Below are 22,733 nucleotides of genomic sequence, written 5' to 3'. Positions count from 1 at the left end.
GAACGAGAGGTTAACTCCTGGCGTTCACCGGGACGCGGCTCGGCCACCAGAAGCGCTCGCCGAACAGGAACGCGAGGGCAGGCACCAGGAGCGTGCGCACCACCAAAGTGTCGAGGAGAACTCCGATGCAGACGATGGTGCCGATCTGCGCGAGGGCGACGACGGGCAGTACCCCGAGCACGACGAACACCGCGGCGAGCAGCACACCCGCGCTGGTGATGACGCCACCAGTGCGGGTGAGCGCCTCGAGCATGCCGCCTCGGGCGCCGAGCAGAGCCCGCTCCTCTCGGGCGCGGGTGGACAAGAAGATGTTGTAGTCCACCCCGAGCGCGACCAAGAACAGGAACGCGTAGAGCACCACGGCGGTGTCGAAAGCGGCGAAGCCGAACACGTTCTGGAACAACCAGTTGCCGGCACCGAGCGCGGCGAAGAACGTGGCGACGACACTGGCGATGAGCAACAGCGGCGCAACGAGGGAACGCAGCAACAGGGTCAACACGACGAAGACGACCGCCAGGATGAGGGGGATCAGCAGGGCGCGATCCTCGGCTGAGGCGGTGTTCACATCGAGCGCAGTGGCATCGGTTCCGCCGACCATGGTCTCGGAGACCGCCCCGCCGCCCGACGAATACCGTTGTCGCAGCTCGGAGATCGTGTCGAAGTTGCGCTGGCTCTGCGGCTCACCGGAGAGGGTGAGCTGCAATTCGGTGCGTCCACCCGAGCTCGCACCGGCACGAACCGCGGACACGCCCGTCGTCTTCTCGGCGATGGTGGTCGCCTCATCGACGGCGGCCGTGGGCGCGAGCACGCTGGTCTGCGATCCAAAGCCCCCCGGGAAGGTCTTGCTGAGCAGCTTCTCACCCTGCACCGATTCGGGGTTGCCGATCAGCTGGTCGGTCTGACTCAGGCCGATCTTGGCTCCGATCAACCCGGAACTCAGGATGCCGACGACAGCGACGGCCGCGATGGCGACAACCACCGGTCGCTTCACGACACCGTTGCCGATGCGGCTCCACACCGTTGGCCGGGCGGCGTGCGCGGACTTCTCGCGCACGCGAGGAACGAAGGGCCAGAACAGGCCGCGCCCGAACACGACCAGCGCGGCAGGCAACACCAGCAGGGCGAACAGCAGCGCGATGGCGATGCCGATCGCGCAGGCGATGCCGAGCGCCCGGTTGCCCGCGATCTGCGCGAACAGCAGGGTGAGCAGGCTCAGGATGACCGTGCTCCCGCTCGCGAGGATGGCCGGCCCCGCGCTGGTGACCGCCGTGCGCATCGCCTGCCGTCGGTCGGGCTGGCTGAGCAATTCGTCCCGGTATCGCGCGATGAGGAGGAGCGCGTAGTTGGTTCCGGCACCGAAGACCAGCACCGACAGGATGCCCAGGATGGAGGCATCCGCGGCGATGTCGAATCGGGCGGCGATCGCGTTGACGACGATGCGGGCGAGGCCGTCGGCGATGGCGACGACAGTAAGCGGTACCAGCCAGAGCACGGGGCTGCGGTAGGTGATGATGAGCAGCAATGCCACGATGCCGGCGGTGATCAACAGCAGCCGCACATCCGCTCCGGCAAAAGCGTTTGCCGTGTCGGATTGGAAGCCGAGTGGCCCGGTCAGCTGCGCCTGTAGGTCGCTCGGCAGGGAGTCGCGCGATGTGGCGCGGATGTCTTTCGCCTGCTCGGCGATCTTCTCGGCGTCGGTCTCCTTGGTGATCGGCACCACGGCAAGGGCCGTCGTCTCGTCGTCGCTGAACTGCGGGCGCACCGCTTGCGGCGTCGTCGATTCAGCGGCCAGGTCGGCGACCCGCTCGGCGATGGCGGTCTTGTCGGCCGCGGAGAGAGTGGACGATCCAGGCTTATCGGTGCGCGAGAAGATCACGAGCGCCGCCGTTTGGTCTGCCCCCGGAAACTTCTTGAGTAGCGCGGTGACCTTCGCGGACTGGCTGGATGCCGGCGCACCGCTCGCCGGGACGGCACTGCTGCCACCGCTCGGCAGTAGCGCGAATAATGCTCCGACCGCGGCGAGGGCGATGACTAGGACGACGATCGCGCTCACGCGACCGGTCTCGATGCGGGCGAGGAGTCGCACGGGAATCCGATCTCACCGGGAGGGGCTCCGGTGGGCTCTCAATAGCTGGATTCTCAATATAGGGGAGGTCGTGGTCCTCGGCAGATCGGGTCGATGCGTCGCTCGGCCGACGTGCGGACAACTGGTTCGGTCGTCCGCACGTCGGCCGGCAAAAGAGGCTTACTTGTCGCCGGCGAGGGTGTCTTTGACGTCGGCGGCCGTCTTCTTCACGCCCGCCTTGACCTGGTCGGCCTTGCCCTCAGCGACCAGTTTGTCGTTGCCAGTCGCCTTGCCGAGAGCCTCCTTGCCCTTGCCGATTGCCTCTTCTGCGGTCTTCTTGATGTCGTCTCCGAGTGCCATGTCCTCATCCTTTCCGTGGCCGCCGGGTGGCGGTTCGATGGTCACGCGACGGTGCCGCGTCGGAATGTAGACGGAGGCAGCGGCGAGGATGTCACGGTCGGATGCGACTTTTTTTGCCGGAAGCTTGCTTTCGAGCCGGCTAGTTCCGAGGGGAGCCCGACTTCTTGTAGTGGCGGTTGCGGGGTCGGAGGACGATCGTCGCGAGTCCCGCCGCGACGACGGATGCGATGAGGATCGCGACTTTGGCGTCGTCATCGTGATTGCTGCCGAGCCCGTAACTGAGCTCGGCGACAAGCAGGGAGACGGTGAACCCGATGCCTCCGAGCAAGGCGACGCCGATGAGGTCGATCCATCGGATCGAGGGGTCGATCGATGCTCTCGTTGCCTTCGTCGTTATCCAGGTGGTGCCGAGTATTCCGATCGGTTTGCCGAGAACGAGCGCCGCGATTATGCCGAGCGTGACGGGGCTAGTCACTGCATCGACAAGCCCTTGGATGCCGCCAATGGCCACACCTGCGGAGAAGAAAGCGAACACGGGAACGGCGAATCCCGTCGAGAGGGGCCTAAATCGGTGCTCGAAGACTTCCGAGAGACCGGGGCCCGCATCGGGACCACCGCTTGCGCGGCTTCGGATTACGGGAACCGCGAACCCGAGAAGGACGCCGGCGACCGTGGCATGCACTCCGGAAGCATGCACCAGGCCCCAAACAACGACCGCGAGGGGGAGGAGGATGAACCAATTGGCCACGGGGTGGATCCCGAAAAAACGGCGGAATCTCTGAGTGAGTAGGACATACAGCGCCAGGGGGATGAGGGCCAGACCTAGCGGCACGAAGTTGATTTCGCTCGTGTACACGAAGGCGATGATTCCGATAGCGATCAGGTCGTCCACGACCGCGAGGGTAAGAAGGAAAATCCTCAACGCGTTAGGCAGCTTCGAGCCAACGATCGCAAGAACCGCCACCGCGAAAGCGATGTCCGTTGCGGTGGGAATCGCCCAGCCACGAACGGCCGAAGGATCCATGAGATTGACGGCGGTAAAAATTAGCGCGGGGACGATCACGCCTCCAACCGCAGCCGCCACGGGAACAATGGCCTTACTCACCTGTCGCAGCTCGCCCGCGACAAACTCGCGTTTCAATTCCAGGCCGACGAGGAAGAAGAAGATCGCGAGCAGACCATCCGCCGCCCATTCCCCCAAACTGAGGTGCAAGCCGAGGGCCTTGGGTCCGATTTCGAAGTCCCTCAGGGCGAAGTAGGTGCCCGAGATCGGTGAATTCGCCCACACCACCGCCACAAGCGCAGCCACAACGAGGATCACTCCACCGACGGTCTCTTTGCGAAGAATTTCGCCAATACGCGATGACTCTAAAGAGTTCTCTTCGGCGAATAGCGTGGAGTGAGGCGGGTCGGTTTCGGGCTGCGTCATGGTGGCTCCACACTGGGTCGATTAAGCGACTGCCGACCAGACTTCCCGGCTCACCACGATCGTTCGCTGACGTCAACCTACTAGAGTTCCACAGCATCTCTACATCGACGACTCCGTCCGGCGTCCACGGGAATCTCGCGGTCGACCTGAGACCTTTCTGTGCCGCTCTTTGCGAATTCACCCTGCGCGCGACCCGGATGGAAACCGACCTTTTCCGGGATCTCGATCTGTTCAAGGTCGCGGGTAGTATGTCCCTCGGTGTGCCGGGAAGTCTGGTCGGCGGGCAATCAGCATGGTTGCTCTCGATTACGACCTGACCCTGGTCAGAGAATGCGCAGCCCCGTGATGCCGTGCCGCCAATCCTTCAGACTGACTGCCGTTTTTTGTGCGACAGAAGTCATCCATTTAGGCAAGCCCAAGCGTGCTGCGAAGTGAAAGCCGTTGTGTCTTGGTGGCATGCTGGCCGGGGCTCGCGCGCTCGCGATGGTTCACCTTCTCCGTGGTCGCGCTAGGGTCCGCCCTCATCGCAGCGCTCACCGAGCCGGCATTGGTTTCCGCATCCCTCCGCTCCGACGTCACAATCGCAACCTTCGAGCGGGGCGTAATCGGTCTTTCCGCCTATCTCGGAGCAGGCGTCCTCATTATCGCGATCCCATTGCTCTTCATCACCGCAACCCTCGGGGTCTGCTGCCTGCTGCGTCGACCGACCGACGGGTGAGGTGACCTACGCGCCGTTGTGTTCGACTGCCAATCCTCCTGTCGTCACGCAGAGCGAGGGCTACTTCTTTGCCGCGTCCGCGTCATCAACGAGCGTGAAGTCATCAACGAGCGTGAAGTACGTGGCGTATCGGGCCCGGCACAAGCTGTAATACGGTTCCAAGACTGAATGCTGCCACTCCGCCTGCACATTGTTGAGGGCGAACCTCATGGTGATTCGGCCATCGCCATTGGGGCCATCCTCGATCCGAACGACGTTCTCCCTCACGTGCCGCTTCCACAGCGACGGGTTCGACAGCCTCACGGTGGAGTGGAGGTTGGTGTGGCGACTCATCCGAACCAGCACGCCTGCTTCGTAGGTGGAGTCGACGTCATCCCTCGACAGTTCGGCCGCCAAAAGCACGGGTCCATAACGGAACGCGACCCAATCGTGGTTCTCCGTGTCGTCGACAACCTGAACGGCGGCGGGCAGCCTGTACTCGATGGAATCTCCGGCGTGCACGGAGATGGTTATCCACTGCCGGTCAACAAGCGCATCAACGTCTACGACGGTGTTGTTGATCGTGAGAGCGGGGCGAGTGCACCATTCAGGAACGCGAAGCCGCACCGTCCGCGCGGGAGTAGCTTCTGAGTCATCCACCGCCTCTACCGAGATGCTGACGACCTCGTGAGCGGGAACGTCTGCGTCGACTCGTATTCGAAGATTGCGAACCCGATCCGTGAAGGTCGATGATCGGAACTGGGTCACCGTCACTTCGTCCGGGCTCTCGAAGTAGATCGCCTCCCCGAGCTTGGTGAAGCTCTCCAGCGCCGTTCCCTGATCGCACCAGAACTCGTCCAGTTCATGGCCGAACACTTTTGCGTAACCGGGCGCCATCGGCTGGAAGTAGGTCACCATGCCTGTCGACGGGTCTTGGGACGCCAGGATCGAGTTGACCAGAGTCGTTTCGTAATAGTCGGAGTAGCGGGGATCTTCCGAGATTCGAAACAGCGCTCGCGTCAGTTTGAGCATGTTGTACTCGTTGCATCCTTCGCAGGTCGAGTTGTCGCCGTACTCGGTGGTCTGCCCCCGCATTGCGGATGCGAAGAGCGAATTCGGAGTATGGAAATGCTCCGCCTGACTGTTGCCGCCGTTTGCGTATGTGTGATGCTCGACCACCAACCGCCAAAAGGATTCGGCAGCGCGCCTGTACATCCCGAGGCGTTGCTGCTCCTCGGGGGACAGGGCCCTCAGGAGTGCGCCATCCTCGACCAAGGTCGTGTAGCGGGTAAGAGCGCCGATCAGCTTGGGAATCGTGGTGTTGGCGTGAAGGCCGTCAAGAACATCGTCACCCTCCGCCAATCGCTCGAATAAGACGATCTCGTCGAAGTACTCGGCCGCCCGCAGGTGGTCCGGGTTTCTCGTTCGGGCGAAGAGTTCGTATAGAGCGTCGTTCATTCCGCCGTACTCGGTTGCCAGAATGTGCGCCGGATCGGCTTGTCGAGATGCCCATCCGTTGAGCCACGAGCCGAATCGGGACGCGATGAGGAGGGCGTCTTCCCGCAGTTCGCCCGGGGCATATCGGTGCGCGGAAAGTAGACCGGCAAGAACTTTGTGCAGGTTGTAGAACGGCACGATCACGTCGTCGGCGCCAGCGGGCAATGCCTCTATGGGGAATGCGGAAACGTACCCGGCCTCGCCCGGATGAAGCTCGGCGTAGGCCGTCTGACATTCGTGGAGGCCGCGCACCGCGACGGTGAGGCGATTCAGGAGCTCCCGAGCCGTGGGACCCTCACTGGTGGCGTAGGCCTGCGCCAGTCCGCTGAGGTAGTGACCAAAGAAATGGCCCGGAAAGCGGGCACCTTCTTGCCGCTCCCAGCCGCCGTAGCCTGTCGTGGTCCTCGGCGGCAGACCGGAGTGCACATAGAACCCGTAGAGAAACCGCTCGGGATCGAGTCGGAGCAGGTATGAGACGGTCAGCTCACGCGCGTTGACCATGTATGGGTCGAGCAGCGTCACCCGACCGGGGTCGACCTCCGCGAGATGCTCCGGCATCAACGACGGGCGGTCGTCGCCGGCGCCGCTGTTCTCGCGTGGTCGCTCTGCGAGAGGAGCTGCTCTCGCTCGGCCATAGAGATGCGCAGCACCGAGCCATGGCGTGCGTCAGGCGGAAGCTGCGCCTCTTGCCGGTGCTCCCAGATTCCGGAGTCTAGATCTGTCGTGCGATAGAGCTGGTATCCGCGCAGTCCGTTCTCGTCGATGAGCACGTACCACGACGCGTTGTCCGGCCCGACAAACGGTGCCGGGCCTTCTGCGTGGACGAGCTCTGGCTTCCCCAGGTCGATGACGAGGGGAACGAATGTCGCGGATTCGAGTGCGTCTCCGACCTCGACCAGAATGTGCTCACCTCGACCGGGGGCTGTGCTTCCGAGCGAGTTGGCGGAGAACCGGTACCACCGGCCGTTGTGCTGGATGAAGGACGCGTCGATCACGGTGTGCCCCGGGTCTGAGTAGACGAATGCCGGCCCGAATGTGCGGAAATCCTTCGTCTCGGCGGCGAACAGTGCCTGGTGTCGTTCGGCATCGCGATTCTCTGAAGTGCTGTAGTCCGCGGATGCCCAGATGAGCAGCCAGGCCTGCCGGGGCTCCGACCAGTAGGCCTTCGGTGCCCAGGTATTGCCGAACGTCGCAGGAGAGACTTCGACGATCTCCGGTCCGCTCCACTCCACGAGGTCGAACGTGCGCCAGATCACGACCGACCGAGAACCATGCCGCACCGCACGATCCCAATCCTGGTCGGGATAGATCGACAGGTCGGTGGCGACGAGGATGACCTCGCCCGAGTCTGGCACTCGCAGAAGGAACGGATCACGCACTCCTCGCTCGCCCAGCTGCGAAACGAGAATCGGGTGACCGTCGTTCAGAGGGGTCCACCGCTCGGGATCGTCCACATCGGAGACGGCGAACCGGATTTGCTCGCCCTCTGCTTCGGTCTCCGGGGCGAAGTAGGCCATCAGGTAAGCCGCGGAGGGTTCCAACAGGGGTCGCTTTCTCTTCTGCGAGACGGGACGCACTCGACGGACCTCGTCGAGCACATCAAGCGAGCCTAGGTAGCGCGCAGGTTCGTTAGCCAGTCGATTTCAACGGTGCAAGCTGGATGAATCGCGGGCACAATCGACCGAACGCGCTACGACGTTCGCGTCGCCGTTTCCTCATCCTCGTGCTGCTCGCGGAAGCCCGACGGGCTGATGCCGTTCACGGCGCGGAACTGCCGCGAGAAGTACAGGGCGTCGTCGTAGCCCACGGCGGCCGCGATCTGCGTGACGGGCAGGTCTGTAGTCAGCAGTAGCTCGCGAGCGCGGGCGCTCCTAAGGCGCTTCAAGTACTCCTTGATCGAGGCTCCCGCAGAGGCGCGGAACAGGGTCGAAAAGTGGGATGCGCTCAGTCCGGCCATGGCCGCCAGCTCGGGGACCGAAAACTCGGTGTCGAGATTGTTCCTCAGGTAGTCCTGAACGTGCCGAATCCGGTCGTTAGAGGCCGTGGCTCCGAGGATTCGGCTCGCGGCAACATGAGTCAGAAACCGCCACCCCGCTCCGCAGGCTGCGAGGAGCTTCGGCATCGTGTCGTCCTCCTCCAGGGCCGAGACTGCCTCTTCCATCGACTGCACCGCGGAGTACACATCATGCACACGCACGATGGGTCCGCCGTTGTTGGCCAGAATCGACGACGCGAAGTCATCAGCGTCGTCGCCAGTGACATGCATCCACCAGATTGTCCACGGATCCTGGCTGTCCGCCCGGTAGCGATGCCGCACGCCCGCAGCGAGCACGGCGGCGTCTCCCGCAGCAACGCGGGTTGCTGGACCGCCATCGACTTCGATCCACCCGACACCGGCGGCGCAGAGAATCACCACGGTCTCGGGCGCTCCGTGAGCGCGGGCGCGTCCATGTGCAGCCGCGTGAGGGAAGTACCCGACGTCGGTGACCAAGAAGCGCCGGACGATTGGTTTCTCGCGCAACTCCCGGATTAGCGGCCGAGGCAGCACGCGAACCCGTTGACCTAGAAAGCCTTCCCTCATGTACACGGCAGCGATACTACGTCATGACAGTCAGCGGTTTGTCCATTCACCGGCGAAGAAATGTTCTGCCCTGAACGGCGGCTGTCGCCGTAGCGTCGTGGATATGTGCTCGAGGCGCTCCGCCGCTCGCGCCATTCAATAACGAGGGCCGATGTCGCAATCGGTCGATGTTCGAAGACCGTAGAGCTGGAAGAAGTACATGTCAGTCGAGACCACCACCGCTTCCGTTGAGGATGCAACGGCCCCGCCCTTCGAATTGCCGGAGGCGCCGCTGCACCTGCGTCTGCTCCTGGAGGCTGGCAGCGCTATCGCCTGGTCGGAGCCAGTCGAGATACTGACCTACGAACCGTTGGAGCCGTCCGCGCTCCCGATGTTCTTCGACCAGCGCGTCTACCAGGGCTCCAGCGGGCGCGTGTATCCGATCCCCTTTATCGAACGGATCGATTCGACTCCCCATCTGCGTCGGTGGGAGGCCATCCATCTGGAGAATCAATACGTCCGGGTCATGATCCTTCCGGAGCTGGGCGGGCGCATTCATGTCGCCTACGACAAGACCAACGGCTACGACTTCTTCTACCGCAACAACGTCATCAAGCCCGCCCTGGTAGGGCTCACCGGTCCGTGGATGAGCGGGGGTGTGGAGTTCAACTGGCCGCAACACCACCGTCCGGCCACGTTCTTGCCGGTGCAGTCGTCAATCGAGACGCACGAGGACGGCTCGGTAACCGTCTGGTGCAGTGACCACGATCCATTCACGCGGATGCGCGGAACTCACGGTGTGCATCTGGACGGGGACAGTTCGACTATCCGTGTGGATGTGCGACTGCACAACACCACCAGTCTTGCCCAGACCTTTCTCTGGTGGGCGAACGTGGCCGCGCGAGTAAACGACGACTACCAGTCGTTCTTCCCCGAGGATGTCCGCTTCGTAGCGGACCATGCCCGTCGCGCACTCACGGCTTTTCCGCGCGCCGATCGGCCGTACTACGGCGTCGATTATCAGGAACGAGCGCACCAGCATCCCGGGGCCGATCGTCTCGATTTCTACCGCAACATCCCCGTCCCGACGTCGTACATGGTCGTCGACACCGAGGACGATTTCTTCGGCGGATTCGATCACTCGGTCGGAGCGGGATTCGTGCACTGGGCAGACCGACGGATCGCTCCAGGCAAGAAGCAGTGGACCTGGGGCAACGCACCTTTTGGACACGCCTGGGACGCACTGCTCACTGACAGCGACGGGCCGTACATCGAACTCATGGCCGGGGTCTTCACGGACAACCAGCCGGACTTCTCCTGGCTTCAGCCCGGTGAATCCAAGCATTTCTCCCAGTACTGGTATCCGATCCCCGCTATCGGCGTGGCTCACCAGGCGACGCCAGATGCCGCCATCCACGTCGACCGAGACGACCGCATTCAGGCCAAGGTCGCCGTCACTCGGCAACAGAATGGCTTGCGCCTGAAGCTCGTCGGAGTCGACGGAGCTCCCGTTGCCGAGATCACGACCGACCTCGCACCGGGGGGCGTCTGGGCTGTGGACTTCGACGCGACGTTCGACTTCGGCATGTCCCTGGAGGTGCTTGATGCTCAGGGTGAGCGCCTCCTGGTGTGGAACCCTGTCCGCCCTTCAGCCGTCGCGGAGGAGCCCTGGACGGCAACGGCGCCACCCGCCCCGGAAGATGTCGCGAGCGTCGACGAGCTGTACATCATCGGCGTGCATCTGCTGCAATACCGCCACCCGACCCGTTCCCCCCTCCCGTACTGGAACGAAGCGCTCCGACGGGATCCTCGCGATAGTCGCGTGCTGACGGCCATGGCAGAGGTCTCCTATCGGTCGGGGGACTACGACACCGCCCTCCAATTCATCCAGGCCGCTGTCGACCGCGTTGCGAGCAGAAACGCGAACCCGCGGCACGCTGACGCGCTGTATTTGCTCGGGCTGATCGAGGCTAGACGCGGTAACTCGACCGCGGCACGCGAGGCGTTCGCGAAGGCAAGTTGGGACGGCGCGATTGCCGGGCCAGCCGGTCTCGAGATGGTGCGCCAGTCTGCACGGGCCAGCAATTACAGTGAGGCGCTTCGAGATCTTGACGTACTGGATGCGGTCGCAGCAAACGATCGACGCCGCAGCGTTCTGCGAGTCGTCGCGCTGCGCCGTCTTGGGCGCGGAACGTCTGCCGACGCCGCTCTTTCGCGAGCGATCACGGAGCAACCGCTGAACCCGACGATCCGGTTCCTTCATGACGGAACGCTGTCGCAGGATGGCCGGCTTTTGGTCGATGTGGCGCTCGAGCTGGCACATGCCGGCGAGACCGCGGCAGCACTTGAGGTTCTTTCGTCGGCGACGGCGACGGTCCCGGGCCCGGGAGGGAACGTCATCCCCATGGCGCACTATCACCGTGCTCTTCTCCTCGACCGGTTGGGGCGCTCGGATGACGCCCGCCGGGAACGCGAGCGTGCCCGCGCGGCCGATAGGCGATGGTGTTTTCCCTCCGGCCTCGACGATCGAGACGCGCTGGTCGCTGCGATTGAGGCGGATCGAGACCCCGTGGCGCGGCTGCTCCTGGGCATGTTCCTCTACGACGCCGGACGCCGTGACGCGGCGCTCACAGAGTGGGAGGGGGCAATCGCATCGGGTCTTCATGACCCGCTCCTGTTCCGTAACGCTGGCCTTGCGAGCTACAACGTGGTGAGGGATGAAAGCCGCGCTCGCCGCTTCTACGAGTCGGCAGTAGCCCTCGATCCCTCCAACGCCCGCCTTCTGTTCGAGCTGGACCAGCTCTCAGAGCGGCTGGGGGAGTCCGACGAGCGCCGCATCGAAAGGTTAAGCTCGCGGATCTCCGTGGTGATGCAGCGCGACGATCTCGTCGTCGAGTACGCAGAACTCCTCATCCGTACGGGCGCCCCAAACCGTGCCCTCCAGCTCATCGAGAGTCGATTCTTCCAGCCGTGGGAGGGCGGTGAGGGACGCGTTCTTGGCGCGTGGGATCGCGCCCGAGAGGCGCTGGGCCTGCCCTTGGCAGATCCGCCAGCGAGCCTCGGGGAAGGGCGGCCACTGTACACGGCGCCTGTCGCGCGCCATGCGAATGGTGAGGTCGACTACTTCGCCACAAGCCTCCCGGAAGATCTTCTTTTCCCTCGGCCATGATTGACACGTCCGAAATGCTCCATGGGGCGAGAATGACGCACGCCACCGTGAAATCGTCCATGCCAGGGCGCAGGATCGTTCTGCCTGTGGCACAATTCATGCCCGTATGGTCATCATGTGTTCGAGGTGGAGCAGAGTGTGTGCGGCGGTCGGATCGACCGTGGAATCGCGTCGCGCCGCCTTGCGCACGCGGGCAATCTCGCCTCGCTCGTAACCGGCTTGCAACTGCGCAAAGGCGCAGCCCGTATCGTCTGGTAACCGGTATGTCGGCGGTTTGTCCTTGCGCAGTGCAGCGCGCAGATACCTAGCAATAACGTAGCCAATAGAGGAAAGAGGACATAGATGTCCATCAGAAAACGCATGGGTCTTGCGGCTGGTGCTCTCACCATTGCGGTGGCCGCCGCGCTGACGGGTTGTGCGGCTTCGACGCCGAGCAACGCGTCTTCGACGGTCACGGTTATGTGGGCAAGCAACGAATTCACGCCCGCATACATCAAGGACTTCGAGCAGAAGAACCCGAAAATCAAGATCAAGTTCATCGAGTACGACGAGAACCGGTTGAACGCGATGGAGACCGCGGGAAACCCGCCGGACCTCGTCCGCGGCTCACCCAGCGCCAACCTCTTCGCCCGCGGGCTTGCAGCGCCGTTGGACGGCTACCTGGCCAAGAGCAAGGTGCTGAAGACGGCCGACCTGGAGTCGGTCAACAACCTGTGGCGCTGGAACGGGAAGACCCGCGGTACCGGCAAGATCTACGGGATTATCAAGGACTACAGCCCGGACGCGACGATCTGGCAGAACACGGCCAATTTCGACAAGGCCGGCGTTGCGCCGCTCAGCACGAGCACCCCGGCCAGCTGGGATGCCGTGCTCGACACGGCAAAGCAGCTCAAAGCCAAGGGGATCGAGTTGCCTCTCGGTATCGAGTGGCAATGGGGCATCGGTGGCGAATTCCAGACCATGGTCGAGCAGCAAGGTGGCCACATCTTCAACACTGCTTTGACCAAGGCGCAGATCGACACGCCTGAAGGGCTTCGTGCGATTCAGTGGCTCATCGACTATGGCAAAGCGGGTGTGGGTCCGACGACGCTGAACCCGCTTGCCGACGGGCAGGACGCTCCGTCGTTCATGAACGGAAAAATGGCCTCGACTATGGACGGATTCTGGTTCGGTGGCAACCTGGCTACCGCGGATGGCGCGACGGTTGCAAAGACGGCCCAGCTGGTCCCGGCGCCCACCTACGGAAAGCGGATCAGCCCGGTGCTCGGTGGTGTCGGTGGATGGATCCCGGAGGCGTCGAAGAACAAGGACGCAGCGTGGAAGGTCATGGAGTACTTCATGGCAGGCAAGCCGGCGGTCGACCGCGCATCGAGTGGATGGGGACTGCCCGCTTTGAAGTCCCTCTGGAAGCTCATCCCTGACAAGGAGTCGTACCAGAAGCAGGCGGTCGAGCTCGCGAAGACCGAAGTGAAGTACGTCGTTCCGCTTCAGGACTCGCCGTACATCTCGTTCTCACAGTGGAACGGCCTGCTCGACAAGGAGTTGCAGAACGCCATCAAGGGTGGCGAGACGGCGAAGCAGGTCGCATCGTCGCTCCAGACCCAGATGAATACGCTTCTCGTTCAGGGCAAGGATCAGCTCGGGTGACGAGCTCCACATTGACGTTGGCTACGGCTGCGGGGACAAAGCCCCGCAGCCGTGGCTGGCGCCGCTACCCGACCCGCACCTTCTACGCCTTCGTGTCGCCATGGATCCTCGGATTTGTGTTGCTCACGTTGGCGCCGGTGCTGTACGCGCTCATCGTCAGCTTCACCAACTACGACGGGGCCTCGAGCCTCTGGCGATTCGTTGGTGCACGCAACTACATCGAGATCTTCACCTCGAGCCCTCAGGTGTGGCTGAGCTTGCTCCGCACCCTCGGCTATACCGCGATCGTCGTGCCTCTGAGCGTGGCCGGAGGTCTCTTCCTCGCGATCCTGGTCAACCGACGGATCCGGGCGAGAGGCGTCGTCCGGGCCATCTTCTTTGTGCCGTCCGTCGTTCCGGTCGTCGCTACCGCCATCATGTGGAGGCTCATCTTCAACCGGGATGCCGGCCTTCTCAACGGCATCTTGAGCTTCTTCGGAATCGGTCCGACCACATGGCTGTCCGATCCATACGCCTTTTACGCGCTCATCGTGATGACCCTCTGGGGCCTTGGTGGCGGCATGGTCATATCCCTTGCCGCGCTGCAAGACGTGCCGGTTGAGCTCGAAGAGGCGGCTCGGCTCGACGGTGCGGGAACCCTGCGCATCATCAGGAATGTCACGATCCCGTTGATTTCGCCGGTTCTGTACTTTCAGGTGATTACGGGCATCATCGCGTCGCTCCAGATGCTGGTGCAGCCTCTGCTTCTCGCCGAGACAAACCGAGTCTCGTCTTCGGCGCTGGTCCCTCAGAGCTCGACGCTCTACATGGTCCAGGTCTACAACGAATTCTTCTTCAACCACCGGTTTGGTTTCGGGTCGGCCATGCTCTGGATCTTCTTCATCGTGATTCTCGCCATCACGCTGATTCTCCAGCGCCTAAGCCGCCGATTCGTGTTCTACCAAGTCGACAACAACCAGTAGCGATCGCCGAGGATCACAATGACTCAACTCGTGGAAAATCCCACCGCCCCGATGCCGGCAATCGCTGCTCGGCGCCCACGGAGCGCAGGCCGACGTGAAGTGACTCAGCAGAGCCAGAAGGCGTCCGCGTGGGTGTACATCTTCGTGATCCTCGCGATCGCCCTGTTCGGTATTCCGTTCATCTGGATCATCCTCGTTGCCCTGGCAACGCCAGCCCAGATTTCCGACGGGGCGTTGTCGTTGCTCAATCTGGCCAAGCCGGCGTGGTCCAACTTCGTCGATGCTCTGACCCGCATCGACTTCCTCGGCTTTGCTCGCAACTCCCTCCTCCTGTCGCTCATCACGAGTGTGCTGTCGACCGCGAGCAGTGCATTCGTCGGATTCGCCTTTGCGCGCATGCGTGCACCGGGTCAGCGCGCCCTGTTCAACGTCGTCATCGCCACGATGATGATTCCGGCGATCGCCACGCTGATACCCACGTACGTTCTGTTTTCGCGCATCGGGCTGGTGGGTACCTACTGGCCATGGGTTCTCTGGGGACTTGCCGGCACCCCTTACCTCATCTTCCTGTTCCGTCAGTTCTTCAGCACCATTCCGCTGGAGCTGGAAGACGCGGCGATTATCGACGGAGCCGGCTGGATTCGAACCTTCGTGCAGGTTTTTCTCCCCCTCGCCCGGCCGGCGATTCTGACGTCGATGCTGCTGTCGTTCACGTGGACCTGGGGAGACTACCTAGCCCCCTCGCTTCTTCTGAACTACGACAACACCACGCTCTCGGTTGCGACCGCGGCCGGCTATCTCGACGCACACGGCTCCGGAATCCTCACGCTCCAGGCGGCAGCAGCCGTGATGTACATCGCGCCGATCATTGTGATCTTCCTCTTTACGCAGCGGTACTTCATGGGCTCGGCCGTCGGGTCATCCGTCAAGGGCTAGCACGCGCAAGTTTTCAGGCCCCTCAACCATTTTTCCCTTAGCTACCTAGGACAGCCATGACGTCAATCGACCCGAATCCCTCGTACCGCGTGCAGTTGCGCGACGATCGGCCGCCGCTCACTCAGCCGGCAATGAGCAACGACGTCGACCGTCACTCTCGTGTACGACTGACGAGTCGCTGGATGGAGATCAACGGGCGTCCCGCCATCCCCGTAGCCGGAGAGCTTCATTTCAGCCGCGTTCAGCGCGAGCGCTGGGAGGAAGAGCTGCGACTGCTCGTGGCGTCGGGCATCACCATGGTGTCGACGTACATGTTCTGGATTCATCACGAGCCAGAGCGGGGCCAGATCAGCTTCGAGGACAATCTGGATGTCGCGGCGTTCCTGGGTGCGGCAGAGCGAGTCGGGCTCGACGTGATTCTTCGAATCGGCCCGTGGTGTCACGGTGAAGTCCGCAATGGCGGATTCCCTGACTGGGTGCTCGAGGCCGCGCCGCACTCTCGAACCAACGATCCTGACTATCTCCGACTGGCAGAGGGGTGGTATGCCAGTGTCGCGGAGCAGGTGCGGAGCTTCTGCGGTCCGGATGGGCGCATTGTCGGCATCCAGCTCGAAAACGAGCTCTACGACCAGCCCGAACACATCGCGACGCTCAAAAAGTTGGCCCGCAAGGTCGGCTTCTCCGCCCCGCTCTGGACGGCCACAGGCTGGGGCGGAGCGATTCTTCCCGAACACGAAGTGTTTCCGCTGTACAGCGGCTACGCCGATGGGTTCTGGGCTGACCAGGGTTCCGTCTGGGACGACAGCTTCCGCGACCACTTCACGTTCACGCATGTCTGGGACGACCCGGGCGTGGGCGGCGACCAGCGGGAAGAGGGCGTCGAGATTCTCGTGCGACCTGTCGACCCGGAGTTTCCCCCAGCAACATGCGAACTGGGAGGCGGGATGGCCACGGCGTATCACCGGCGCCCGTTGGCTCGAGGCCGCGACATCGCCGCCGTCGCCAACACCAAGATCGGAAACGGCTCCCTCTGGCAAGGCTTCTACATGTATGCGGGAGGCACGAATCCTGTAGACCACGTTCAGGAATCGCACTCGACCGGGTACCCGAACGACTTGCCGCGCTTCGACTACGACTTTCAGGCGGCGGTCGGAAGCACCGGACGACCGGGCTCAGGACTCGCGTTGTTCAGAGAACACAATGCTTTCTTGGCCGCGTTCGGCGAGCGGCTTGCCGATATGTACAGCTCTCTGCCCGACGGTGCGCCGGTGTCGGTGCACGACCTCCGCACGCTTCGGTGGGCCGTTCGCAGCGATGGCACCCAGGGCGTCGTCTTCATCAACACGCACCAGCCGTATGAACCGCTCGCGGCCGCGGAAGGCGTGCAGCTGACCATCGCGACGGCGGACGGTGCGCGCGTCATCCCCGATCGTCCCATCGACATCCCGAGCGGTCTGATCGCGCGGTGGCCTCTCGGATTGGACATCGCCGGTGTAACCATCGATTGGGCTACGGCGAGTCTGGCTGGACTGATCGATGGGCCCATCCCGACTCTGGTGCTCCATGCGCACGATGGCGTCGAGCCCAGAATCATGTTCGCGGGTCTCGAGGCTTCTCCTCGGGACCTCGTGGTCGGTGAGACCTTCGTCGTCTCCGATTCTCTGCGCATCCTGGTGATCGACGACGCGCAGGCTGAGCGCCTCTGGTACTTCCCGTCCGAGCTGATCGACTCGGCGGAGGCCGTGTGGTTTGAGGAGGGGTCGCTGGTCGTTCGCGCCTCCTCCACGCCGGATGTGAGGCGCTGGGTGGATGGGAACTGGGTTGCGGTAGAAGTGGCCACTGATTCGCTCCCGCAAACGACCAGCCTGCCGTTCCAGCAGGTCGCGGGCGCCGGAGATGCGCCGAGTCGCTACGGCGAATTCGCGGGTCGATCCTCTGCCCCGACCGATGAGCAGTTCGATGCGGTGGCAGGGGTGTGGCGCATTGCGAGGCCCTTAACGAGCGCGCTGAATGATGGCGATCGCGTCGAAATCGTGATCGATTTCGACGGTGACGTGGCACAGCTTCGAGCCGACGGTGAACTGTTTGCCGACAAGTTCTGGGACGGGCTGGTGTGGCGCGTAGACATCTCCCACATCCCGGCGGATCGCGAGCTGACGCTGCACATCTCCCCGATCGCGAGCCAGAGCGTCATCGACCTGGATCCGGGAGCACGCGCCCGGGTTGACGCTGCCGGCAGCCTGTGCGCGATCAGAACAGTCGAGCAGGTCACGTCGGTGCGCTGGTCGCCTACCAGCTGGTAGGCGGCTTGTCCGACTAGGTCAGCGAAACTGCAGGTCCCACAGCTTGGCGTATCGGCCACCCGCCTGGACGAGTTGTTCATGAGTTCCGACTTCGACGATGCGGCCACGTTCAAGCACCACGATCCTGTCGGCGTGCATGACCGTGGACAGGCGGTGCGCGACGACCAGGGTTGTCCGTCCTCGCATCAACCTCTCCAGGGCCTCCTGCACCGCCTGTTCCGACTGGGCATCCAGGGCGCTAGTGGCCTCATCGAGCACCAGCACGCGAGGGTCCCGAATTATCGCTCTGGCAATGGAAATTCGTTGACGCTGGCCACCGGAGAGGCGAGCCCCACGCTCGCCCACGACCGTGTCCCAGCCATCGGGAAGACTCGTCACCAGTTCCCATGCGTTGGCTTCTCGGAGGGCATCTCGTATGTCATCGTCGCCGACATGGCTGAGCCCGTAGGCGACGTTTTCACGGATGGAGCCCTCGAACAAGACCGACTCCTGGGGTACGACAGAGACTCGCCGCCGAGCGGTGCGAAGGTCCAGATCCTGCATGTCCTGACCATCAAGCAGCACTCGCCCGCTCGTGGGTCGAACAAAGCCGAGCAGCATGTTGATCAGAGTCGACTTGCCGGAGCCGGATGAACCGACGAAGGCCACTGTCTCTCCGGGCTGCACAGAGAGCGTCACCCCATCCAGGGCGTTGGGGGAGTTGTCGCCATAATTCACGACAACATCGTGCAGCTCGAATGACCCGAGCACGTCATCCACCTCACGCTTGCCCGCGTTCTGTTCCAGGTCGGGCTCTTCGAGAACCTCGGCGAGCGATTTGACGGACTCGCGTCCACGGGAGACGACGGGCATGAAGCTCAGGACGGTCAGCACCGTGCCCGTGAGAGTAGTGAAGTAGGTGCTGAGAAGCACGACCTGGCCGACCGTGATCGGCACCCAGTGGAGCACGGAGAGGACGCCGGCGCCAATGAGGCAACCGAGCGCCAGGAGCTGCATGACCACCCAACTCAGCGCGCCGAAATGACCGTTCACCATGTCGAGACTGAGTCCGTCACGACGAACTCCCTCCGCGCTGAGAGCGACGCGATCGATCGCCACATCCTCCAAACCGTGAGCCCGGGTGATCGGCATGAGAGTCGCCATTTCGCCGACGCGACGAGAGAAGTGCTCCATCTGCCGACGGAAGACCTCATTTCGGAGCTGAGAGCGTCGACGGAGGATCCACCAGACCGCGATTCCGCAGGGAATCGCCAGAGCGAACACCGGCAGGAACTGCGGGACGGTGATGGCGGTGGTGACCACGGCCCCGGTGAAGACGACGATCGCCGATCCGAGCGGATTTCCGATCTGCGAGAACATCAGCTCGATGTTCTCGACATCGCGGACGACCTTGCTCTGGATGACAGACGCACTCGTGCGGCCGTGGTAGCCGATAGAGAGAGATTGAAGCCTCGCGGTGAGCGCGTTGCGGAGCCCGGCCGCAAGGTTGCGAACTACGCCCATGTAGACGCGGGTAAAGAGCACGTGAAGCGGATAGACCTGCACAAGCAGGAGCCCGCCGATCAGCCCGAGTACCGCGATCGTGGAGACCGGTCCGCCCGCGACGACAGCGTCGATGACCTTGCTCGTAATCACGGGGAGCAGCCACAGCGAGCTGTCTTTCACGACAAAGATCAGTGCAACGACAACGAGGCTCCACCGATAGGTCCCGAGCATCCGGATCAGGGATGACATCGGTCGCTGGGCGCGCAGCACCATCCCTGAGGTAGGGACGCACTTCGGGTCAGATGGGGATTTCGTGGAGTGGCGGTCAGAGGTGCCCATGTGCCTAGTCATTGATCAAGTGCCGCTGAAATGAGGGGCAGAGTCCGACGGTCTGTAGTGTCAACGAAGTAGTAACCCTATGAGGCGAACCAGTCGGGGCACATGGTGCAACCGACTCCCAGACATGGACGATTGATCGGTGCCTCACGCCCGCGGGCATCGGCTTCGCGATCGTCGATACGCTCGCGATCATGGCACTTCGGCGAAGCTTTACGGCACAGGGCGGCCTCACCATCACATGGGTGCCGTCGCGCGGCGCAAAGTTCGTGAGCCTTCGCGATCAGCATGGTCGGGAGTGGTTGTCACAGACGACCCGACCGAACGTGGGGCCGGGACGGTCCTTCGGCCAGGCGGAGATGGCAGGGTGGGACGAATGCGCGCCGACGATCGACGCATGCACGGTTCAGGGCAGAGAGCTCCCCGACCACGGCGACCTCTGGGACGTCGCCTGGTCGGAGGATGGGAACAGGACGTCGGTCAACGGGACATCCTGGCCGTATTCGCTCGAACGAACCGTCGAGCAATCGCCATTCGGAGGGATTCGACTGTCGTATGTCGCCCGGGCTGCCGGGGACCGCGTTCCCTTCCTGTGGGCGGCGCATCCGCAGTTCGTCGCACCCGCGGGCAGCTACGTCCAACTCGGTGGTGGAATCACGCGAGTGGTCGATATCCTCGCCGAGTCTCAGCCCCCCCTTCCCTGGACATCCGCTCTCGCGTCTTTCGACTCGGTCGCGCCGGGCGGATTCCGTAAGGTCTACGTGGACCCGTCGATGATCGCGACGAGCGCAACGCTCGTTCGGCCGGAGGGGGTCAGCCTACGAATGCGCTGGTCCAATGACGTTCGTTACCTCGGCCTGTGGTTCGACCATGCTGCGTACGCAGCGCAGGCGGTGGTGGCGATCGAGCCGGCACTCGGCTTCGCCGATTCGCTCGCCAAGGCCGTGAGCAACGGAGCCGCCGCAATCCTCCAGCGCGAGGAGCCTTTGCGGTGGTGGGTGGACATCGATGTAATCGAGACGTCCAACGCCGGGGGATGATCCGGCAGTGACATCGCCGAGAGTGAAAAAGAAAGTGGAGCGAGTGACGGGAATCGAACCCGCGCTACCAGCTTGGGAAGCTGGAGTTCTACCATTGAACTACACTCGCGAATCGGCCAGAAGCCGACCATAAACACCCTAGCCGATCACTTGCGTCGGCGAAGTCGCAGGGACGCATAGGCGAGTCCACCACCTACCACGAGCAGCCCCAGGCCGACGAAAGTTTCGCCCGCCACTGCGGTCAGCCTGCTTCGTCAGGCGATCCGGCTGCCCTTCGCGAGGCGACCGGCGGGCGTGCGCAGCCGCAGCCCGGCTCCGCCCAGCGCTGCCCCTGCGAGCGCCAACTGGATGATCAGCCCGACCAGCCAGCCCGGCACGGTCGAGTCGATCGCCTTCCGGTACGACACCTGCGGCGCACCATAATCGCCGGTGCACTCGTTCTGGGTGAGGGTGAGTTTCGGGGGGAGCTGCGCCGACCGCTCTCCGAACTTGATGATGCCGAACAGATCGGAGGGGTAGGCCTGCGAGCGATCGGCGGGCACGGCATCCGCCAACAGCACGTACGGGTTCGCGACCAACAGCCCCCAGACCCGATCGAACCGCACCGCCGTCCCGGTCTCCTCGCCGGTGTATGCACACTCCAGAGCGGTGCCGTCGTCACCGACGGCCGTGGAGGAGTACACCTTCGTTACCGTCGGGCTCTGGTTCACGAGGTCGCCGAGTCCGAAGGCGATCAGAGTGCCAAGGCTGAGCACCGCGACGACGAGATAGGTGAGAACGATCGAGAACAGCGGGCGGACGATCAGCCCGGACAGGCCCACGCCGATGGCGGCGACCACGCCGAGTTCGAGAGCGAGCACGAGCACCGAGACCAGGATCGTCAGCGGGGCGACGCCGCGGACGATGGTGAAGACGAGAAACGGGAGCGCCGCGACGAGGAACGCCAGCGCGGTGACCCAGGCGGCCAGGAACTTGCCGACCACGATCTGCCAGTGCGAAACCAGCGTGACCTGGAGGGTGGCGAGCGTGCCGTCATCCCGGTCCCCGTTGATCGCGTTGCCGCTGAGCGCGGGGGCGACCAGGGTGCCGAGCAGCAGCACGAAGTAGATGATCGTGGAGAAGGCACTGGCGCCTGCTCGTTCGTCACTGTCTGAGATCGTGCCCTGCAATACCGCGGTGAGGATTCCGGTCACCAGAAAGATCAGCACGAAGAACACCGCGAGCATGATGTACCACGCGGTGCCGCGCACCCGTTGTCGCATCTCCAGGGAGAACACGACGCCGACGCCGTTCAGAAAGTCGCTCACGCGTTGTCCGCCGTCCGGTTGAGATCGAGGAAGGTGTGTTCGAGGTCGCCCACGGCCGGTGCAAAGACGCTGATCGAGAGGTCTGCGGCGACGAGGGCGCGCAGCAGGTCGGCGGCGGCAGCCTCACTCGCCACGGGCACGAGCAGGTCGCCGCGATCATCCCTCACCGGTCCGTCGCCGTGGTGCACCAGCGCCGCGCGCAGGGGCTCGCGCTCCGCGGCGCGGATGCGCCAGAGCCGCGACGAGCTGCGCGCCTGGGCGACCCGCTCGACCGATGCCGTCGCTCCGTCCGCGACATAGACGGCGTCATCGGCCATGTCGTCGAGCTCAGCAAGCACGTGGCTCGAGATCAGCACCGTCTTGCCCTCGGCCGCCATGCCGCGCACGAGGCGCTGCAGATCGAGCCGTGCTATCGGGTCGAGACCGGATGCCGGCTCGTCGAGCAGTAGAACCTCCGGGTCGTGCACCAGAGCCCTGGCCAGGCTGAGCCGCTGCTTCTGGCCCCGAGATAACACCCGCGTCGGCTGGTCGGCGAGCTGTGCGAGACCCACAAGACTGAGGAGTTCGGATGCCCGCTCGGCGGCCCGCACACGGTCCATGCGGTACAGACGCCCGGTGGTCTCGAGCGCGGAGCGCACGGTCAGCACGCTCCACGACCCGAGCGCGTCGGGCATCCAGCCCATCCGGGCGCGCACGCCTTCCGCATCGAGCGTGGGGTCGATTCCCGAGATCAACACCTGGCCGGCGTCCGGGCGTAGCAGCGAGGCGAGCATCAGCATGAGGGTCGTCTTGCCCGATCCGTTGGGCCCGATGAGCCCGGTGACCCGGCCGGGCTCTGCCGTGAAGCTGATGTCGGTGACCGCGTGCACCGTGCCGAAGGAGCGGGCGAGCCCGCGGGCGACGATCCCGCCAGAATTTGTCATTTGCTCACCATAGTCAG

Annotated in this window: 16 protein-coding genes and 1 tRNA gene; 7 read left to right on the top strand and 10 right to left on the bottom strand. The window is 63.6% G+C overall.

Going from position 1 to position 22,733, the window contains the following annotated elements:
* Positions 1–10: 10 nt before the first annotated feature.
* From IV501_RS13510 to nhaA, 3 genes are all read right to left on the bottom strand, one after another.
* Positions 11–2,086, bottom strand: a complete 2,076-nt coding sequence (locus IV501_RS13510; RefSeq protein WP_200556841.1) for an MMPL family transporter — start codon at positions 2,084–2,086, stop codon at positions 11–13.
* 159 nt (positions 2,087–2,245) lie between these two features.
* Positions 2,246–2,425 carry a CsbD family protein gene (locus tag IV501_RS13505; protein WP_200556840.1) on the bottom strand — a complete coding sequence of 60 codons (180 nt, stop codon included), beginning with the start codon at positions 2,423–2,425 and terminating at the stop codon, positions 2,246–2,248.
* A 139-nt stretch (positions 2,426–2,564) separates the two neighbouring features.
* On the bottom strand, positions 2,565–3,854 hold the full coding sequence (gene nhaA / locus IV501_RS13500; protein ID WP_200556839.1) for a Na+/H+ antiporter NhaA: 1,290 nt from the start codon (positions 3,852–3,854) through the stop codon (positions 2,565–2,567).
* A 451-nt stretch (positions 3,855–4,305) separates the two neighbouring features.
* Here nhaA and IV501_RS13495 point away from each other — a divergent pair, with 451 nt between their 5' ends.
* A complete protein-coding gene (locus tag IV501_RS13495) occupies positions 4,306–4,572 on the top strand; it encodes a hypothetical protein (RefSeq protein ID WP_200556837.1) in 267 nt (88 codons plus the stop codon).
* Between the two features lie 60 nt (positions 4,573–4,632).
* Here the strand turns inward: IV501_RS13495 and IV501_RS13490 are convergent, their stop codons facing one another.
* The 3 genes from IV501_RS13490 to IV501_RS13480 all read right to left on the bottom strand — a co-directional run bounded on the left by IV501_RS13490 (position 4,633) and on the right by IV501_RS13480 (position 8,629).
* Entirely contained in the window at positions 4,633–6,606 is a 1,974-nt protein-coding gene (locus IV501_RS13490) for a beta-L-arabinofuranosidase domain-containing protein (RefSeq protein ID WP_200556836.1), read from the bottom strand.
* Positions 6,606–7,625: a glycoside hydrolase family 43 protein gene (locus IV501_RS13485; protein WP_504739222.1), complete on the bottom strand. Its 1,020-nt coding sequence runs from the start codon at positions 7,623–7,625 to the stop codon at positions 6,606–6,608. Before IV501_RS13485 ends, IV501_RS13490 begins: the two co-directional genes overlap by 1 nt.
* Before the next feature lie 113 nt (positions 7,626–7,738).
* Positions 7,739–8,629, bottom strand: coding sequence for a helix-turn-helix domain-containing protein (locus IV501_RS13480; RefSeq protein ID WP_200556981.1), 891 nt, complete (start codon positions 8,627–8,629; stop codon positions 7,739–7,741).
* A 199-nt stretch (positions 8,630–8,828) separates the two neighbouring features.
* Between IV501_RS13480 and IV501_RS13475 the strand changes: the two genes are divergently transcribed.
* The 5 genes from IV501_RS13475 to IV501_RS13455 all read left to right on the top strand — a co-directional run bounded on the left by IV501_RS13475 (position 8,829) and on the right by IV501_RS13455 (position 17,625).
* Complete coding sequence (locus IV501_RS13475; protein ID WP_200556834.1) at positions 8,829–11,777, top strand: DUF5107 domain-containing protein; 2,949 nt, start codon at positions 8,829–8,831, stop codon at positions 11,775–11,777.
* 342 nt (positions 11,778–12,119) lie between these two features.
* Entirely contained in the window at positions 12,120–13,424 is a 1,305-nt protein-coding gene (locus IV501_RS13470) for an ABC transporter substrate-binding protein (protein WP_200556833.1), read from the top strand.
* The gene (locus tag IV501_RS13465; protein WP_200556831.1) at positions 13,421–14,386 is read left to right on the top strand and encodes a carbohydrate ABC transporter permease; all 966 of its coding nucleotides are present in this window, start codon (positions 13,421–13,423) and stop codon (positions 14,384–14,386) included. Before IV501_RS13470 ends, IV501_RS13465 begins: the two co-directional genes overlap by 4 nt.
* 99 nt (positions 14,387–14,485) lie before the next feature.
* The gene (locus IV501_RS16430) at positions 14,486–15,322 is read left to right on the top strand and encodes a carbohydrate ABC transporter permease (RefSeq protein ID WP_200556829.1); all 837 of its coding nucleotides are present in this window, start codon (positions 14,486–14,488) and stop codon (positions 15,320–15,322) included.
* Positions 15,323–15,378: 56 nt separating this feature from the next.
* Entirely contained in the window at positions 15,379–17,625 is a 2,247-nt protein-coding gene (locus IV501_RS13455) for a beta-galactosidase (RefSeq protein WP_200556827.1), read from the top strand.
* 18 nt (positions 17,626–17,643) lie between these two features.
* On the opposite strand, the gene IV501_RS13450 is transcribed toward IV501_RS13455, so the two are convergent.
* Positions 17,644–19,359 carry an ABC transporter ATP-binding protein gene (locus tag IV501_RS13450; RefSeq protein ID WP_307812291.1) on the bottom strand — a complete coding sequence of 572 codons (1,716 nt, stop codon included), beginning with the start codon at positions 19,357–19,359 and terminating at the stop codon, positions 17,644–17,646.
* A 281-nt stretch (positions 19,360–19,640) separates the two neighbouring features.
* Between IV501_RS13450 and IV501_RS13445 the strand changes: the two genes are divergently transcribed.
* Positions 19,641–20,486 (top strand): hypothetical protein, encoded by an 846-nt coding sequence (locus tag IV501_RS13445; protein ID WP_200556826.1) that lies wholly within the window; start codon positions 19,641–19,643, stop codon positions 20,484–20,486.
* A gap of 35 nt (positions 20,487–20,521) precedes the next feature.
* Here the strand turns inward: IV501_RS13445 and IV501_RS13440 are convergent.
* The 3 genes from IV501_RS13440 to IV501_RS13430 all read right to left on the bottom strand — a co-directional run bounded on the left by IV501_RS13440 (position 20,522) and on the right by IV501_RS13430 (position 22,716).
* Positions 20,522–20,595 (bottom strand) — tRNA-Gly (locus tag IV501_RS13440).
* Positions 20,596–20,740: 145 nt separating this feature from the next.
* On the bottom strand, positions 20,741–21,793 hold the full coding sequence (locus IV501_RS13435) for an ABC transporter permease (protein WP_307812290.1): 1,053 nt from the start codon (positions 21,791–21,793) through the stop codon (positions 20,741–20,743).
* Positions 21,790–22,716, bottom strand: a complete 927-nt coding sequence (locus IV501_RS13430) for an ABC transporter ATP-binding protein (protein WP_200556825.1) — start codon at positions 22,714–22,716, stop codon at positions 21,790–21,792. The genes IV501_RS13435 and IV501_RS13430 overlap by 4 nt, the downstream gene beginning before the upstream one ends.
* Positions 22,717–22,733 lie beyond the last annotated feature (17 nt).

This window comes from Lacisediminihabitans changchengi (assembly GCF_016634425.1).
Lineage (GTDB): Bacteria > Actinomycetota > Actinomycetes > Actinomycetales > Microbacteriaceae > Lacisediminihabitans > Lacisediminihabitans changchengi.
This window is presented reverse-complemented; position numbering and strand designations above follow the sequence as displayed.